The sequence below is a fragment of the Zoogloea sp. LCSB751 genome (genome assembly GCF_002028455.1).
Lineage (GTDB): Bacteria > Pseudomonadota > Gammaproteobacteria > Burkholderiales > Rhodocyclaceae > Zoogloea.
The window spans coordinates 386,871-403,080 of the sequence record NZ_MWUM01000001.1 but is presented as its reverse complement, the minus strand read 5'-3'; the positions used below and the strand labels follow the sequence as shown (position 1 = coordinate 403,080).

Genomic DNA, 16,210 nt, shown 5'->3' with positions numbered 1-16,210 from the left:
CGCCTTCCGCCTTGCCGCCGCAAGCCATCGCATCGTGTACCCGCCGCTGATCCCCGCCACCCTCGTCCGCGCCGCCGACGGCACGCCCTACTCGCCCGCCTTCGACGACGTTTATCACACCACCGCTGGCGGTCTCGGCCAGGCGCAGCATGTCTTCCTGGCCGGCAACGACCTGCCGGCACGCTGGCAGGGGCGCGAGCGTTTCACCATCGTCGAAACCGGCTTCGGCCTCGGCCTCAGCTTCCTGGCCACCTGGGCCGCGTGGCGGGACGACCCGGCCCGCTGCGCGCGCCTGCATTTCGTGTCCACCGAGAAACATCCCTTCCAGGCCGACGATCTGGCCGAGCTGCACGCCGCCTGGCCCGAACTCGCGCCGCTGGCCGACGCGCTGCGCCGCCACTGGCCGCCGCTGGTGCCGGGCTTCCACCGCATCCACCTGGACGCCGGACGTGTCACGCTGACGCTGCTCTTCGGTGACGCACTGACCACCCTGCCGCAATTGGAAGCTCGGGCCGACGCCTTTTATCTGGACGGCTTCTCGCCGGCCAACAACCCGGAGCTGTGGTCGCCAGCGGTCTATGCCGAACTGGCCCGCCTGGCCGCGCCCGGCGCCACGCTGGCCACCTGGTCGGTGACCGGCCATGTGCGCCGCGGCCTGCAGGAAGCCGGCTTCACGCTGGAACGGCGCGCCGGCTTCGGCGGCAAGCGCGAGATGCTGAGCGGCCACTTCACCGAAGGCCCGTCCGAAACCGGACAATTGAGTCCCCGCCACGCGCTGGTGATCGGCGCCGGGGTGGCCGGCACGTCCATCGCCGAGCGCCTGGCCACCCGCGGCTGGCGCATCACCGTCATCGACGAGGCCCCTGGCCCCGGCCACGGCGCCTCCGGCAACAAGGCCGGGGTTTTCCGCCCCTTGCCCAGCCTGGACGACAACCGCCTGGCGCGCATCACCCGTGCCGGCTTCCTGTACGGGCGCCACCATCTGGAGGCGCTGGCAGCCGCCGGTTACCCGCCGCGCTGGGCACCTTGCGGCGTGCTGCACCTGGCCCGCGACGCCAAGCAGGAAGGCAAGCAGAAGGCCGTCGTCGATACCCAGACCCCGCCCACCGATTACCTGCGCTTCGTGGACAAGGACGAAGCCAGCCAGATCGTCGGCTGGCCGGTGGAGCTGGGCGGCTGGTGGTTCCCCAGCGGCGGCTGGATCCAGCCGCCGACCCTGTGCGCCGCCAACCTCGCGGCGGCCGGAAGCGCCGTCGAAACCCGCTTCGGGCAGCAAGTGGCCCGCCTGGAGCACCAGGGCGACGCATGGATCGCCCTCGACCCGGCCGGCGCCGAGATCGCCCGAGCCCCGGTGGCGATCCTCGCCAACGGCGTCGGCATCCGCGCCCTACCCCAGGCTGCCACATTGCCGGTCCGCCCGGCCCGCGGCCAGGTTTCCCACCTGCCCGCCGCAGCCGGCAGCCCGCCGAACGTGGTGGTGTGCCGCCTCGGCTACGTGAGCCCCGAGGTGGACGGCCTGCGCTGCGCTGGCGCCACCTTCCTGGCCGACGACGATGGCACCGAGTTGCGCGAAGCCGAGCACCGGGAAAACCTCACCAAGCTGGACTTCATCCTGCCCGGCTACGCAGCGGCCTACGATCCCACCCAGCTCGACGGCCGCGTCGGCTTCCGCCCGGCCTCGCCGGACCGCCTGCCGATGGTCGGTGCCATCCCGACGGTCGAGCGTACCGAACGGACCACGCCCCTCACCGACATTCCGCGCCAGCCAGGCCTGTTTGCGGTGTCCGGCTTCGGTGCCCGTGGCCTGGTGTGGGCCAGCCTCATCGGCGAGCTGCTGGCCAGCCAGCTCGACGGCGATCCGTTGCCGCTGGAACGCGAGCTGGTGGACGCCCTCGATCCGGCCCGCTACCTGCTCAAGCCACCACGTCCAAGTGCGGGCAGCGAAGAGTAAGGGCTTCCATGACTTTTGTAAGCGGCGGTTGCAGATGTCACCGCCGGCACGGCGACGGCGTTAATCTCCTCATTCATTGAGGAGAACACGCATGAGCACCAGTCCTTCACGCCCGCCGCTGCACCCGATGATGTGGGTTGCCGCCGCCTCCGTCACCGCGCTGAGCCTGGCCGGCGTCGCCAAGCTGACCGGCCTGCTGCCCGACACCTCCCACGCCCCGGTCGCCGCACCGGAAACTGTCGCCAGCGCACCGGCCACACCGCCGACGCCGATCACGCCACCGACCGCGGGCGCGGCTCAGGCCACCGAGCCGACGCCGGTCGCCAGCCCACAGCCGCAAGTCGTCGAACCCGCGCCCGTGGCGAAGAAGACCGAACGCCACGAAGCCCCGCACACGGCCTCCAAGCCAGCTCCAGCCAAAGAACACACCAAACACCAAGTCGCCGCGGCGACGCCGGCTACGGCCGGCAATCCTCCGCCGACCGACGCGGTGCCGGCGCCCCCGCCCGCAGGCGCCAGTGCAGGCCCGGCCCACAAGGTCATCGAAACCCCGCCGCCGGCCATCTGCCGTGAATGCGGCGTGATCGAGAACGTCGAGGCGATCCAGCAGAAGGGCGAAGGCTCCGGCCTCGGCGCCGTCGGCGGCGCGATCCTCGGCGGCGTGCTCGGCAACCAGGTCGGCGAAGGTTCCGGCAAGAAACTCGCGCGTATCGGCGGCGCCGTGCTCGGTGGCTTCGCCGGCAACGAAGTCGAGCGCCGCGCCCGCACCATCAGCCATTACCAGGTCACCGTGCGCATGGACGATGGCACCCGCCGCGTGATCACCGAGCAGAGCGCGCCGAGCTGGCACGTCGGCGATGCGGTGCGCGTCCGCGATGGCGAAATCGTCGGTGCGGGCCAAGCTTCCGCATCGGGCCGCAGCAGCGACTTCTAAGGCTGAGACGGCAAGCGCCAGCCTGCCCTACTGTCGCTCAGTAAGATCCAAAAACAACGGCCCCCGGCGGATGACTCGCCGGGGGCCGTTGCATTAATGGGGTGAGGGACGCCCCCTGCAGGAATCAGAGAGCCCGGTCGAGGCGCGCCAGCACCAGCTCGCGGCCCATGGTTTCCAGCACCGCGTCGATGGAAGGGGTCTGCGGCTGGCCGAGCAGTACCACGCGCAGCGGGATGGCCACATGCGGCATCTTCATGCCGTGTTCGGTACAGGTTTCCTTGATCGCGGCGCTCAGCGCAGCCTTCTCCCAGCTTGCCTCGGCCAGCTTGCCGCGCAGGGTCGCCAGCGCGGTGCGAGCAGCGTCGGTGAGGTGCTGGGCTAACAGTTCCGGCGCCACGTGCAGGTCGATGTAGAAGGGCTCGGCAGCGTCGGCCAGCTCGTTGAGCGTGCTCACGCGATCCTTGTACAGCGCAATGATCGCCTCCAGCGCCGGACCCGCTTCCGGATTCACCTCGCGGCGGGCCAGGCGGCGCGACACGTCGGCGGCCAGCACGGCGTTGTCAGCCTGCTTGATGTAGTGGGCGTTCAACCAGTTCAGCTTCTCGGTGTTGAACTGGGCGGCGGACGGGGTGATGTGGTCGAGGTCGAACCATTCCACCAGCTGCGCGCGGGAGAAGATCTCGTCGTCGCCGTGGCTCCAGCCCAGGCGGGCCAGGTAGTTGATGACCGCGTCCGGCAGGTAGCCGTCGTCGTCGTACTGGGTGACGCTGACCGCGCCGTGGCGCTTGGACAGCTTCTGGCCGTCGTCGCCGAGGATCATCGACAGGTGGGCGTATTGCGGCACCTCGGCGCCCAGCGCCTTGAGGATGTTGATCTGGCGCGGCGTGTTGTTCACATGATCGTCACCGCGGATGACCTGGGTGATGCCCATGTCCCAGTCGTCCACCACCACACAGAAATTGTAGGTCGGCGTGCCGTCGGGACGGGCGATGATCAGGTCGTCCATCTCGGCGTTGGCGATCTCGATGCGGCCCTTGACCAGGTCGTCCCAACCGACAACACCCTCGGTAGGATTCTTGAAACGGATCACGGGTTGCACCCCAGCCGGCGGTTCGGGCAGCACCTTGCCTGCTTCGGGACGCCAGCGGCCGTCGTAGCGCGGCTTCTCACCGCGGGCCCGCTGGGCCTCGCGCAACGCGTCGAGTTCTTCGGAGGACATGTAGCAGGGATAGGCCGTACCGGCGGCCAGCATTTCCTGGATGACCGCCTTGTAGCGGTCCATGCGCTGCATCTGGTAGAACGGGCCCTCGTCCCACTCCAGGCCGAGCCAGTTCATGCCGTCGAGGATCGCCTGCACCGCCTCGGGGGTGGAGCGGGCCACGTCGGTGTCCTCGATGCGCAGCACGAAGGTGCCGCCATGGCGGCGGGCGAAGGCCCACGAGAACAGCGCCGTGCGCGCCCCCCCAATGTGCAGGAAGCCGGTGGGGCTGGGGGCGAAACGGGTACGGACGGTAGAAGCCATGACGTCAATCCGGGAAAGCTGAAAACCCGGCATTTTACGCACAGCGCGCGGTCGGGACCAAAGTTCCCGACCGGCTGGCGGGGATCAGATCGCCGCTTCGTTGGTCTCGCCGGTACGGATGCGCACGACCTGCTCGACGGGCATCACGAAAATCTTGCCGTCGCCGATCTTGCCGGTGCGGGCGGCCTTGATGATGGCATCCACAGCCTGGTCGAGCACGTCGGTAGCCACCACCACCTCGATCTTGATCTTCGGCAGGAAGTCCACCACGTATTCGGCGCCGCGGTACAGCTCGGTGTGGCCCTTCTGGCGACCGAAACCCTTCACCTCGGTGACGGTCAGGCCGGTGATGCCCACTTCGGACAGGGCTTCGCGCACTTCGTCGAGCTTGAAGGGCTTGATGACGGCTTCGATTTTCTTCATCTACGGTCTCCTTGGAACGGTCCGGCATTCTAGCCGGAATATCCGGCCCTACACGGGCCGGTCTCTGTCAGGCATCCCTGTAGCGGGACGTGATGGGGTAGCGCCAGTCCTTGCCGAAACCGCGCTGGGTCACGCGGATACCGATCGGAGCCTGGCGGCGCTTGTATTCGTTGCGCCGCAGCATGGCGACCGCGCGATACACCTCCGCTTCGGCATAGCCACGGGCGACGATCTCCTGGGGGGACAGATCTTCTTCCATGTAGCCGGCGATGATCGCGTCCAGCACTTCGTAGGGCGGCAGGGAATCCTGGTCGCACTGGTCGGGTTTCAACTCGGCGGAAGGCGGCCGGGTCAGGATGTTGTCGGGGATCACCGGGCCGCCCGGCTGGGCGTTGCGCCAGGCGCACAGGCGATAGACGAAGGTCTTGTAGATGTCCTTGATGACCGCGAAGCCGCCGGCCATGTCGCCGTACAGCGTGGCGTAGCCGGTGGCCATCTCGCTCTTGTTGCCGGTGGTCAGCACGATGGAGCCAGTCTTGTTGGACAGGGCCATCAGGATCATGCCGCGGATCCGCGCCTGCAGGTTCTCCTCGGTGGTATCCGCCGCCAGGCCGGCGAACTGCGGTGCCAGCAGCGTCGCGAAGGTCTGCATCGCCGGCTCGATGGCGATCTCGTCGTAGCGCACGCCGATGCGGCGGATCATCTCGCGGGAATCGTCGAGGCTCATCTGCGCGGTATAGGGCGACGGCATCATCACCGCGCGGACGCGCTCGGCGCCCAGCGCATCGACGGCGATCGCCAGCGTCAGCGCCGAATCGACGCCGCCGGACAGGCCGATGATCGCGCCAGGGAAGCCGTTCTTGCCCAGGTAATCGCGCACGCCGAGGACCAACGCTTCATACACGTCGGCCTCAACGGGGCGCACCGCCGGCACGCTGCCGCCCTGCCAGGCGCCATCCACGAACTGCAGCAGGTGCAGTTCCTCGGCGAAGACCTTGCCCTGCCAGGCCAGCGCACCGTCCCGGTCGAGGGCGAAGGAGCCGCCGTCGAAGACCAACTCATCCTGTCCGCCGACCAGGTTGCAATACACCACCGGCAGGCCGGTATCGGCGATGCGCTCGCGCAGCACCTCGTAGCGCAGCGCCTGCTTGTTCATGTGGAAGGGCGACGCGTTGAGGACCAGCAGCACCTCGGCCCCGGCCCCGCGGGCCACGTCGGCGGCACCGGACTCCCACACGTCGGCACAGATGTTCACGCCGACCTTCACGCCCTTCAGCTCGAAGACGCAGGCCTCGGTGCCGGCCTCGAAGTAGCGCTCCTCGTCGAAGACTTCGTAGTTGGGCAGGCGGTGCTTGAAATAGGTGGCGACGACGCGACCATCCTGGATCACCGCGGCGGCGTTGTAGCGCTTGCCGTCGGCAAATGCCGGGTAACCAACCAGCGCGGTAATGCCGTGCACCTGGATAGCCAGTTCGGCCAGCGTATCGGCACAGGCCTCGAGGAAGGCCGGCCGCAGCAACAGGTCCTCGGCCGGATAACCGCACAGGGCCAGCTCGGGGGTCAGCACCACATCGGCGCCCGCAGCCTTCGCCCGGGCCACCGCATCCAGGATCCGGCGCGCGTTGCCGGAGAGGTCGCCCACGACACTATTGAGCTGGGCGACAGCGACGGTAAGAGGGGTTTTCATGGGGCGACACTATACCCCGAAGCGCCGCTCACGAAGCCGCCGCCCGCCGCACCAGCGGCCACAGGCCCGCTCCATGCTTGTATGCTGCCGCCACGCCGTCCGGAGCCTTTCATGCCGACCTTCCGCTTGCATCCAGCCATCACCGAAATCCCCGCCGACCAGTGGGACGCCCTCGCCGGCGATCAACCCAGCCTGTCCCACGCCTTCCTGTCCGCACTGGAAGACAGCGCCTGCGTGACACCCCGTTCGGGCTGGGGGCCACGCCATGCGGCGTTGTGGGAAGGCCAACGGCTGCTCGCTGCAATGCCCTTGTATCTGAAAAGCCATTCCTACGGCGAATACGTGTTCGACTGGGCCTGGGCCGACGCCTACCAGCGCCACGGCCTCGACTACTACCCCAAGTGGCTGGCTGCCGTGCCCTTCACGCCGGTGCCAGGCCGGCGCCTCCTCGGCCACGACGAAACCGCCCGCCGCCTGCTGCTGGCCCTGCTGCTCGACGAGGTACGCGCCTCGGGCGCCTCATCCCTGCATGTGCTGTTCCCCACCGACGAGGAAAACGCATGGCTGGCCGAGGCCGGGCTGGAGATCCGCCATGGCGTGCAATTCCACTGGCGCAACGCCGGCTACCGGGACTTCGACGATTTCCTCAGCCAACTGGCCCAGCCCAAACGCAAGAAAATTCGCCAGGAGCGGCGCAAGGTGATGGATGCCGGCATCGACTTCCGCATCCTGCGCGGGCACGAGATCGGTGCCGGGGAATGGGCCTTCTTCCACGCCTGCTACCGCCGTACCTACGCCGAACACGCCTCGACGCCCTACCTGAACCTGGCCTTCTTCACCGCCCTCGGACAGCGCAAGGCCGACGCCTGCGTGCTGATGATCGCCGAACGGGCCGGCACGCCCATCGCGGCGAGCTTCTTCCTGCGCGACGCGGACGCGCTCTACGGGCGCTACTGGGGCGCCGTCGAGTTCGTGCCCTGCCTGCACTTCGAAGCCTGCTACTACCAGGCCATCGACTACGCGATCCACGAGGGCCTGGCCCGTTTCGAAGGCGGCGCCCAGGGCGAACACAAACTGTCGCGCGGACTGGAGCCCGTGCGCACCGCCTCCGCCCACTGGATCGCCGACCCGCGCTTCCGCGACGCGGTGGCCCGCTTCCTGGCCCAGGAGCGGGGCGGCGTGGACGCCTACCTGGACGAGCTGTCGGAACGCCTGCCCTTCCGCGACCGGAGCTGAGCCCCGGCCGCCGGGGTCAGGTTCCGCTCAGGACTCTGCGCGCGCCTTGCGGGCCCGCGGCGCCCGCCCCGCACGCGGCTCCTTGCGCGCCTCGACGGCCGCCTCCAGCTGACGCTCCACGTCGAAGGCCAACGCCAGCGTGCCTTCGCGGGCATAGGCCTGGTGGTTGCTCTCGATGTCCTTCAGCTTGTAGAGGTAGTTCACCATCAGCCCGCAGGACTGGCGCAGCCCCCGTGCCGACACGTCGCCCAGCCAGTTGACGCGCCCCAGGCTGGCACCGTTGGAAAAGTGGAAGCGCCCGACCGGGTCGAGGGGATGCCTGCCGCTCTTCTCACGAGCCAGGTAATACGTGCATTCGGCCTTCAGCCACGCCTGCAGGGCCGCCGACGGCGGCTGGCTACCGGAGATCTCGGCCCCGACGCAGTCGAGGACCGCAGCAACGCCGCTCTTGCCAGTTCCATCAAGAAGCTTGCGAACATCAACCGGAATACGTTCCACATAAACCGGCTCGGCCAGGCGCTTGTCCAGCCAGCGGTTGAAGCCCGGTACCGGCGACAGGGTCGCGAAGGTACGCAGGCGCGGAAACTCCTGCAGCAGTTGCTGCACGACGCGCTTGATCAGGAACTCGCCCATGCTCACGCCGCGCAGGCCGGCCTGGGCATTGGAGATCGAATAGAAGATCGCGGTGGTCGCCGCTTCCGGGTCGAGGGTCGGCTGGCTCTCGTCGAGCAGGGTCTGCACCTTGTCGGCAATGTCGCGCACCAGCGCCACCTCGACGAAGATCAGCGGCTCGGCCGGCATGCGGCCATGGAAGAAGGCGTAGCAGCGGCGGTCGGAGTCCAGCCGGTTGCGCAGGTCGCTCCACGACTTGATCTCATGCACCGCCTCGTAGCGGATCAGCTTTTCGAGCAGCGAGGCCGGCGACTCCCAGCCGACCCGCTGCAGTTCCAGGAAGCCCGCATCGAACCAATTGACGAACAGGCGCAGCAGATCCTGGTCGAGCCCCGGACAGGCGTCGACGCCGAGGCGCAGCAGGTCGGCACGCAGGTCCACCAGCGCATGCACGCCGTTCGGCAGCAGATTGAACTGACGCAGGATGCGCTGCCGCGGCGACTCCAGGCTGGCCGCCAGGCGCCCTTCGGCACGAGCCCGCTCGGCCGAACCGGCAGCCGTCATGTAAGCCTCGATGGCGCGCCGCACCTCCACCTCCGCCGGCCCGTAATCCGCCTCCAGGCGGCCCAGGAAGGCCCGCCGGTCGTCGTCCCCGGCAGCCAGGTAGAAGGCCAGCAACTGTCCCATGCGCTCACGGGCGCGGGCCTCGCCGTCGTAGTCGCCGGCCGCGGCCTTGAACAGATCGTCGATGCGCCGCCAGCTGCGCGCCGGCAGCACCTCGCCCCTGGGCACCGGCTCGCGCGCCTCTTCCCGGCCGCGCACCAGCCGGCGCCACAGCCCCGTCATGGAGGCGCCGAGCCCCCGGCCGCCGTCCGTCATTGTGTTGTCTGCTGATCCCATTGCCCTCTCCTTCTTCGAACGAATCCCCTGCTCCCGAAGCGTGCCTGCCGATGCCGGCGCACGGGCCGATCCGGGCCATCCTTTCAGGGATGACCCGCGCCGAACCTCGTCGGTTCCGTGCCAGCGGCATCAGCGATGCGCCGGCACCGGCTCGCGGATCGGCAGATTGACCAGCGCGGCCAGCACCGCCAGCACGATGTCGGCATACCACATCCAGTCGTAATTGCCGAAATGCACCAGCGCCAGCCCGCCCAGCCAGGCCCCGAAGAAAGCGCCGATCTGGTGGGACAGCAGGGTCAGGCCGAACAGCGTGGCCAGGTAGCGCAGCCCGAACAGCTTGCCGACCAGCCCGGCGGTCGGCGGCACCGTCGCCAGCCAGGTCAGGCCGAGGCCGATGGAAAAGGCATAGAAGGTGGCCGGCGTCTTCGGCGCCAGCAGGTACAGCCCCACCAGCACGGCGCGCGACGCGTACATGACGGTCAGGATCCACTTCATGCGGTAATGCTGGCCAAGGGCACCCGCGCCCAGGCTGCCGGCGATATTGGCAAGGCCGATCAGGGCCAGCGACAACGCAGACACATCGGCCGGCAGGCCACACAAGTCCACCGCGCCAGGCAGATGGGTGACCAGGAAAGCGATATGGAAGCCGCAGGTCAGGAAGCCCGCATGCAGACACCAGTAGCTGCGGTCTCCCAGCGCCACCTTGAGTTGCTGGCGCAGCCCCAGATCGGGGGCCGACGACGGCGGATGTTCGACCTTGTGGCGCAGCGGCCACGACAGCGGGATCGTCAGTACGCAGATCGCCGCCAGCCCGTAAAGGGCCGTCACCCAGCCGAAGCCGGCGATCAGGAACTGGGACAGCGGCGCGAAGACGAATTGCCCGAAGGAGCCGCCGGCATTGATGAAGCCCGACGCGAAGGCGCGCCGCGGCGGTGGCAGACGCTGGGCCAGCGCGCCGATCAGGATCGAGAAACTGCCCGCCCCGGCACCGGCCGACACCAGCAGCCCGAGGGTGACGGCCAACCCGAACTCGGTGCTGACGAAGGGCGTCAGCACCAGCCCGAGGACCAGCATGACGGCCCCGGTGAACAGCGAACTGCCGGGCCCATAGCGGTCGGCGAGCGCGCCGAACACCGGCTGCGACGCCCCCCACATGAACTGCCCTATCGCCATCGCAAAACTGATACCGGCAATGCCCATTCCGGTCGCGGTATTGATCGGCGACACGTAGAGGCCAAGGGACAGGCGCACGCCCATGGTGATCATCAGCACCGCCGAGGCGGTGAGCACCAGGGGCCAGAAGGCCCCCGCGGGCGAAGAGGCGGACACGGCGGAAGACATCATGACAGGAGCACGGCCACGGGCCGGTTTTCATCGGCTGGCGAGCATCTCCCAGACGCCCACCGCCGGTCAATCAGGATTTACGCGTGCGCAACGTCGCCAGGGCCGCCGGGAAATCGTAAGACGCCACCTCCCGCTCGAAACGCGGCCACAGGTTGCCGAGCGCCGGTCGCAGGCATTCTGCCGACTCCCGCGCGACGCGCACCGCCGCCACGTTGTCCTCCGCCAGCAGCGCATCGAGACGGCTCAGCACCTCCTGCACTGCAGCGCCCTCCTCCGCACCGGCCTCCACCGCCAGGCTTTCCGGGTCCGGCAAGTCTTGAATGGCGGCGACGGCGGCTGTCTGTGCGGCATCCAGCTCGCTCAGCAAGGCCTCGATGTCCGCCCCCTCTTCACCCCGCAGCGCCGCATCCAGCCGGGCCGCCAGGATCTGCACCGGGCGCATGCCGATCATCCCGGCGACACCTTTCAGGGAGTGGGACAGGCGGGCCGCCTCGGACTGGTTGCCAGCCTCCCACTGGACACGGATCTTGCCGCCGTCGGCCGCGTGCCCGACCGCGTACTTGTGCAGCAGACGCAGGTAGTTGGGAATCCGCCCGCGCAGGTTCTTGAGGCCGTAAGCCACATCCAGCCCCGGCACCGCCTCGAGGGCGCGCTCGACGGTGGGGGGTGACGCGGGGACGTTGTGTGGCAACGGCGCGGCAGTCGGCACCGTCGCGTTCGCCGCCTGCCGGCTGGACGCCGGCAACCACTGCAACAACTTGGCGTAGAGCACCGCCGGATCGACGGGCTTCGACAGATGATCGTTCATGCCGGCCTGCAGGCACCGCTGCCGGTCTTCGCCAAAGGCATTGGCGGTCATCGCCAGGATCGGCATCGTCAGCCCGCGGGCACGGATCGCCTGCGTCGCCTCGATGCCGTCCATCACCGGCATCTGCATGTCCATCAGGATCAGGTCGAAGTCGGCGCTGGCGGCCTTGTCCACCGCCAGTGCACCGTTCTCCGCCAGCTCGGCGTGCAGACCGACGCTCTGCAGCAGGGACAGCGCCACCTCCTGGTTGATGTGGCTGTCCTCCACGACGAGGACGCGGGCGCCGCCGTACTCGCGGGCCAGCCTGACCTCGTCCTGCTGCGCCTCGTCGGCCGGCGCCAGCGGACGGCCCCGCTCGACCAGGCCGGCGAGCGCCCGCTGCAGGTCGGACAGCAGAACCGGCTTGGTCAGCGTGGCGGCGACGCCCGGGTGCCCGCCACCGGCAGCCGCCGCGGGCTCGTCCTCCTGGGTCAGCACGATGCAGCGTGGCGGGGACGCCAGCGCCAGATCCGCGACCTGGCGCGCGGTCTCAAACCCGTCCAGACCGGGCATCAACGCATCGACGAACAGCAGGTCCACCGCCTGTCCGGCCTGCGGCGCGAGGCGCAGGCGTTCCAGGACGGCCGCGCCCGAGTCGCAGCACTCGACGCTGACGCCAAGCAGGCCGAGCATGCTGGCCAGGGTCTCGCCGGCCTCGGCCAGGTCGTCGGCCACCAGCGCGTGCAGCCCGTTCAGCGACAGAAGCGCAGCTCCGTCGCGGCGGGCCCGTCCGAAGCAGGCTGTGAACCAGAAGCGACTGCCCTGCCCCGGCTGGCTGTCCACACCAGTGCTGCCGCCCATCATGCGGGCCAGATGGCCGACGATCGCCAGCCCCAGTCCGGTGCCACCGAAACGCCGGGTCGTCGATCCGTCGGCCTGTTCGAACGGTTTGAAGAGGCGCCCCAGCACGTCCGGCGGGATGCCGATGCCGCTGTCGACGACCTCGAAGCGCAGCAGCACGGCATCATCGCTGCGCTCTTCGCAGCACGCCCGCAGCACGACCCGGCCGGCATCGGTGAACTTGACCGCGTTGCCCAGGTAATTGACCAGCATCTGGCCGAGGCGGGTCGCATCCCCGTACAGCAGGGCCGGCACGCCGTGGGTGTCCACCACCACCTCCAGCCCCTTCTGGATGGCCTTGTCGGCCACCAGCGCACAGGCATTGCGCACCACGTCCTCGAGGCTGAACTCCGAGTTGTCGAGGCTCAGCTTGCCGGCCTCGATCTTCGAGATGTCGAGGATGTCGTTGATGATGGACAGCAGATGGTCGGCCGCGTCGCTGACCTTCTGCAGGCGCATGCGCGCCTCGTCGCTCTCAGCATTGCGGCGCATCAGATGGGTCAACCCGATGATGGCGTTCATCGGCGTGCGGATCTCGTGGCTCATGTTGGCCAGGAAGGCGCTCTTGGCCCGGTTGGCCGCGTCGGAAGCCTGGCGCGCCGCCTCCAGCTCGGCGGAGCGTTCGGACAACACGCGGTTGGTCGCCTCGAGCTGTTGGGTCCTGTCGGTCACCAGCTGCTCCAGATGATCCCGGTGGCGGGCCAGTTCCTCCTCGACCCGCTTGCGCTCGGTGATGTCCTCCTGGATGCCCAGGTAATGGGTGGTCCGGCCATCCTGCTGCACGATCGGCGAGATGCGCGCGAACTCGACGCAGATCTCTCCGTCGCGCCGCCGGTTGATGAACTCCCCCTCCCACGGCCGGCCGGCGCGCAGGGTCTTCCAAAGATCGGCAAAGGTCTCCGGCGGGGTCAACCCCGACTTGAGGAAACCCGCGCGCTGGCCGACGACCTCGTGCAACGCATAACCCGTCCCTTCGAGGAAGGCCTTGTTGACGTACTCGATCCGGCCCTCCTGGTCCACGATGATCACGCTGGCCAGGCTCTGCTCCACCGCCAGCGACAGCTTCAACAGCAGCTCGGCGGCCCGGCGCTTTTCGGTGACATCGCGCCAGATGCCGGCCAGGTAGCGACGGCCGTTGATCTCCAGCGCGCTGTAGCTCAGCTCCACGTCACGCACGCTGCCATCGGCCCGCTTCTGGCGGCTGTCGAACATCACCGGTTCGTTGCGCGCAGCAATGCCCTGGACACGCCGGGCGACCTCCTCCGGCGACAGATTGACCTGGATGTCGGACAACCGGATCGCCGCGAACGCCTCCCGTGTATAGCCGAGCCCCCGGCAGGCCGCCTCGTTGAATTCGACGAAACGCAGGGTTTCCACGTCGAGCAGCACGATGCCATCCACCGCCTGCCCGACGATCGCATCGAGCACCTGCAGGGCCCGCAGCTGCCGCCCCTGGGCCTCTTCCCGCCGGCGCGTGAGCTGCAGCTCCCGATGCTGGAACAGCAGCAGCGCCGCCCCCGCGGTGGCAAACAGCGCAAAGCCCATCGCCAGCGCGATCCACCAGACCTGGCGACGGGAGCCCTCGTACATCTCGTCCTCGTCCACCTTGACGACCATGACCCAGTCGGTGCCCGACACCGGCCGCCCGACGCCGACCACCCGTACGCCGCGGTAATCCACCGCCCCGGTGATGGCCGGGCGACGCTCGGGATTGGTGACCGCCTGCACGCCGAGCACCGCCACGCTGCTGAGCGGCAGGTGCAGGCCTAGCGCGGGGATATCCTGATGGCGCAAGGGATTGAGGTTGATCAACACATCTCCGTCGCGCCGCAACAGCAGGGTTTCCGCGGTCCGGCTGGGCACAGGCCAGCCCTGCAGGTAGGCAAACAGGAAAGCCTGGGGATCCACCTCCAGGACGACCGCCCAGCGGGGTGCCCCGGCCTCTCTCTTCAGCGGCGCAACGAAGTCCAACCGGACCTGGGCCTTGTCGCCGCTCCCATCCCGGTAGAAGTTGGTGTCCAGCGCCCGCCCCTCGGCCAGCGCCGTGCGTACCGTCGCACGCAGCACATCGGGCACCTCGAACGAGGGACCGGAGGAAACCACGGGACGGCCGTCCTCGTCGAAGACCGCCACCCGACCGTAGCGATAGGCCCGACGCACCGTTTCCAGATGCTCGCGCAGACGCTCGCGCGCCTCCGGACGGGCCCATTGCGCATGCAACAGCCCGAAGCTCGGATCGCCGGCCAGCGCCTGGACGTCGGCGCGGCGCTCATCGAGCCAGGACGAGATCTGCCCCAGCTTCAGGTCCGCGACGGCCTCCAGGCGGCGAACCTCCTGGGTTTCCCGGTCATGCATCGTGAACATCGCGCTGCCGACACCAAGGGCCACCACCATCAGCGCAAACAGCGAGAAAGGCACCAGCAGACGCAAGGCCGCGCGCTCACGCAGCAACCATGCCAGAGGCCCGCTACGCGGCGCCGGGACCACCGGACTGCCGATGAAACGGTGCAGTACGACCCACAGGGCCCAAGATGTCACGCCGACGAAAATCCAGCCCTTCAGCGTGCTGACCAGCAGCACGTCCTCCGACTGGGGCAGCAACAGACTCACCAGGCTGTCGGAGAACAGGACCCAGCCGGTGGCGAGCAGCCCATAGATAAGCACCACACGGGCAATGCGGCTGTTCATTCGTTCCCCTCGTCCTGGTAGCGGGTGGCTATTTCGGCGAAACGCCCGAACTCGGCCTGGAAGGCCTCCACCACGGCGGGATCGAAATGACTGGCACTCTCCGCACAGATCATGTCGCGGGCGGTCTCCAGCGGCACCGCAGCCTTGTAGACCCGGCGCGAGACCAGCGCATCGAACACGTCGGCCAGGGCCATCAGCCGCGCCGACAGGGGGATCGTCTCGGCAACCAGCCCCTCCGGATAGCCGGAACCATCCCAGCGTTCGTGGTGGTAGAGGGCGATCTCCTTGGCATAGGCCAGGAAGGGCAGCGGACGTTCGGTGTCCTCCTCGGCATGGCGGATCGCCTCGCTGCCCAGACGCGAATGGGATTTCATGACGGTCCATTCGTCGGCGCTCAGCTTGCCGGCCTTCAGCAGGATGTGGTCGGGAATACCGACCTTGCCGATGTCGTGCAGCGGCGCCGATTTGACGATCAGGTCGATGCGCTCGGGCGTCAGCGCAGCCTCATGGCACGGGTTGGTGGCCAGGCGGCGGGCCAGCACCGCCACGTAGGCCTGGGTCCGCCGCACGTGGTTGCCGGTTTCCAGGTCGCGGATCTCCGCCAGCCGCGCCAGCGCGCGGATGCTGACGTCCTGGATCAGCAGGTTTTCGCTCATCCGGCGGGCGATCTCGGCTTCCAGGAACACGTTCTGGTCGCGCAGGCGGTCGCGGGCGCGCTTGAGCTCGAGCTGGTTATGCACCCGCGCCAGCACGATGCCGGGCCGGATCGGCTTGGTGATGTAGTCCACCGCGCCGAGCTCCAGGCCCCGCTCCTCGGCCTCGACGCCATCCAGGGCGGTCACGAAGATCACCGGAATGTCGCGGGTCAGCGGATCGGCGCGCAGTGCGTCGAACACCGCGTAGCCGTCCATGCCGGGCATCATCACGTCGAGCAGGATCAGGTCGGGCACCGGGCTGGAGCGCGCCACCGACAGGGCCCGCGCACCGCTCTGCGCACCACGAACCCGGTACAGCGGCTGCAGCAGCTCGCCGAGCACCTCCAGGTTCTCGGGCAAGTCATCGACAATCAGGACCGTCGCCGGCAGGGACGACGGATCCTCGGCGGGCACGGAGGGAGAGGGCAGGTACGGCTTCATCGTAGGAATGGATTGATCTCGAAACCGACACCATCAGGAAACGCCATCGCGGTCCCGACATCCGCAGAACCGGACGACAGTTCATTCTTA

10 protein-coding genes are annotated in these 16,210 nt (G+C 68.5%); 3 read left to right on the top strand and 7 right to left on the bottom strand.

The features are described 5' to 3' along the window. Positions 1–34: 34 nt before the first annotated feature. Complete coding sequence (gene mnmC / locus B4920_RS01895) at positions 35–1,951, top strand: bifunctional tRNA (5-methylaminomethyl-2-thiouridine)(34)-methyltransferase MnmD/FAD-dependent 5-carboxymethylaminomethyl-2-thiouridine(34) oxidoreductase MnmC (RefSeq protein WP_079432900.1); 1,917 nt, start codon at positions 35–37, stop codon at positions 1,949–1,951. A gap of 91 nt (positions 1,952–2,042) precedes the next feature. Beyond that, a complete protein-coding gene (locus tag B4920_RS01890; RefSeq protein WP_079432899.1) occupies positions 2,043–2,885 on the top strand; it encodes a glycine zipper 2TM domain-containing protein in 843 nt (280 codons plus the stop codon). A 124-nt stretch (positions 2,886–3,009) separates the two neighbouring features. Here B4920_RS01890 and gltX read toward each other — a convergent pair whose 3' ends face one another. The 3 genes from gltX to B4920_RS01875 all read right to left on the bottom strand — a co-directional run bounded on the left by gltX (position 3,010) and on the right by B4920_RS01875 (position 6,517). Further along, complete coding sequence (gene gltX / locus B4920_RS01885; RefSeq protein ID WP_079432898.1) at positions 3,010–4,407, bottom strand: glutamate--tRNA ligase; 1,398 nt, start codon at positions 4,405–4,407, stop codon at positions 3,010–3,012. Between the two features lie 84 nt (positions 4,408–4,491). Further along, complete coding sequence (locus tag B4920_RS01880) at positions 4,492–4,830, bottom strand: P-II family nitrogen regulator (RefSeq protein WP_079432897.1); 339 nt, start codon at positions 4,828–4,830, stop codon at positions 4,492–4,494. Between the two features lie 67 nt (positions 4,831–4,897). Beyond that, positions 4,898–6,517 carry an NAD+ synthase gene (locus B4920_RS01875; protein WP_079432896.1) on the bottom strand — a complete coding sequence of 540 codons (1,620 nt, stop codon included), beginning with the start codon at positions 6,515–6,517 and terminating at the stop codon, positions 4,898–4,900. 111 nt (positions 6,518–6,628) lie between these two features. Between B4920_RS01875 and B4920_RS01870 the strand changes: the two genes are divergently transcribed. After that, positions 6,629–7,753 carry a GNAT family N-acetyltransferase gene (locus B4920_RS01870; RefSeq protein WP_079432895.1) on the top strand — a complete coding sequence of 375 codons (1,125 nt, stop codon included), beginning with the start codon at positions 6,629–6,631 and terminating at the stop codon, positions 7,751–7,753. Positions 7,754–7,780: 27 nt separating this feature from the next. On the opposite strand, the gene B4920_RS01865 is transcribed toward B4920_RS01870, so the two are convergent. The 4 genes from B4920_RS01865 to B4920_RS01850 all read right to left on the bottom strand — a co-directional run bounded on the left by B4920_RS01865 (position 7,781) and on the right by B4920_RS01850 (position 16,120). Next, entirely contained in the window at positions 7,781–9,265 is a 1,485-nt protein-coding gene (locus tag B4920_RS01865; protein WP_088179353.1) for a malonyl-CoA decarboxylase, read from the bottom strand. 129 nt (positions 9,266–9,394) lie between these two features. Next, positions 9,395–10,606 (bottom strand): MFS transporter, encoded by a 1,212-nt coding sequence (locus B4920_RS01860; protein ID WP_079433117.1) that lies wholly within the window; start codon positions 10,604–10,606, stop codon positions 9,395–9,397. Between the two features lie 73 nt (positions 10,607–10,679). Next, positions 10,680–14,984, bottom strand: coding sequence for a response regulator (locus tag B4920_RS01855; protein ID WP_079432894.1), 4,305 nt, complete (start codon positions 14,982–14,984; stop codon positions 10,680–10,682). Then, a complete protein-coding gene (locus B4920_RS01850) occupies positions 14,981–16,120 on the bottom strand; it encodes a two-component system response regulator (RefSeq protein ID WP_079432893.1) in 1,140 nt (379 codons plus the stop codon). Before B4920_RS01850 ends, B4920_RS01855 begins: the two co-directional genes overlap by 4 nt. Positions 16,121–16,210: the final 90 nt, after the last annotated feature.

What these genes read in the sequence shown, in the direction of transcription:
- B4920_RS01890 (WP_079432899.1), top strand. Translation starts at nt 2,043, where the DNA reads ATGAGCACCAGTCCTTCACGCCCGCCGCTGCACCCGATGATGTGGGTT.
- gltX (WP_079432898.1), bottom strand. Translation starts at nt 4,407, where the DNA reads ATGGCTTCTACCGTCCGTACCCGTTTCGCCCCCAGCCCCACCGGCTTC.
- B4920_RS01880 (WP_079432897.1), bottom strand. Translation starts at nt 4,830, where the DNA reads ATGAAGAAAATCGAAGCCGTCATCAAGCCCTTCAAGCTCGACGAAGTG.
- B4920_RS01875 (WP_079432896.1), bottom strand. Translation starts at nt 6,517, where the DNA reads ATGAAAACCCCTCTTACCGTCGCTGTCGCCCAGCTCAATAGTGTCGTG.
- B4920_RS01870 (WP_079432895.1), top strand. Translation starts at nt 6,629, where the DNA reads ATGCCGACCTTCCGCTTGCATCCAGCCATCACCGAAATCCCCGCCGAC.
- B4920_RS01865 (WP_088179353.1), bottom strand. Translation starts at nt 9,265, where the DNA reads ATGGGATCAGCAGACAACACAATGACGGACGGCGGCCGGGGGCTCGGC.
- B4920_RS01860 (WP_079433117.1), bottom strand. Translation starts at nt 10,606, where the DNA reads ATGTCTTCCGCCGTGTCCGCCTCTTCGCCCGCGGGGGCCTTCTGGCCC.
- B4920_RS01855 (WP_079432894.1), bottom strand. Translation starts at nt 14,984, where the DNA reads ATGAACAGCCGCATTGCCCGTGTGGTGCTTATCTATGGGCTGCTCGCC.
- B4920_RS01850 (WP_079432893.1), bottom strand. Translation starts at nt 16,120, where the DNA reads ATGAAGCCGTACCTGCCCTCTCCCTCCGTGCCCGCCGAGGATCCGTCG.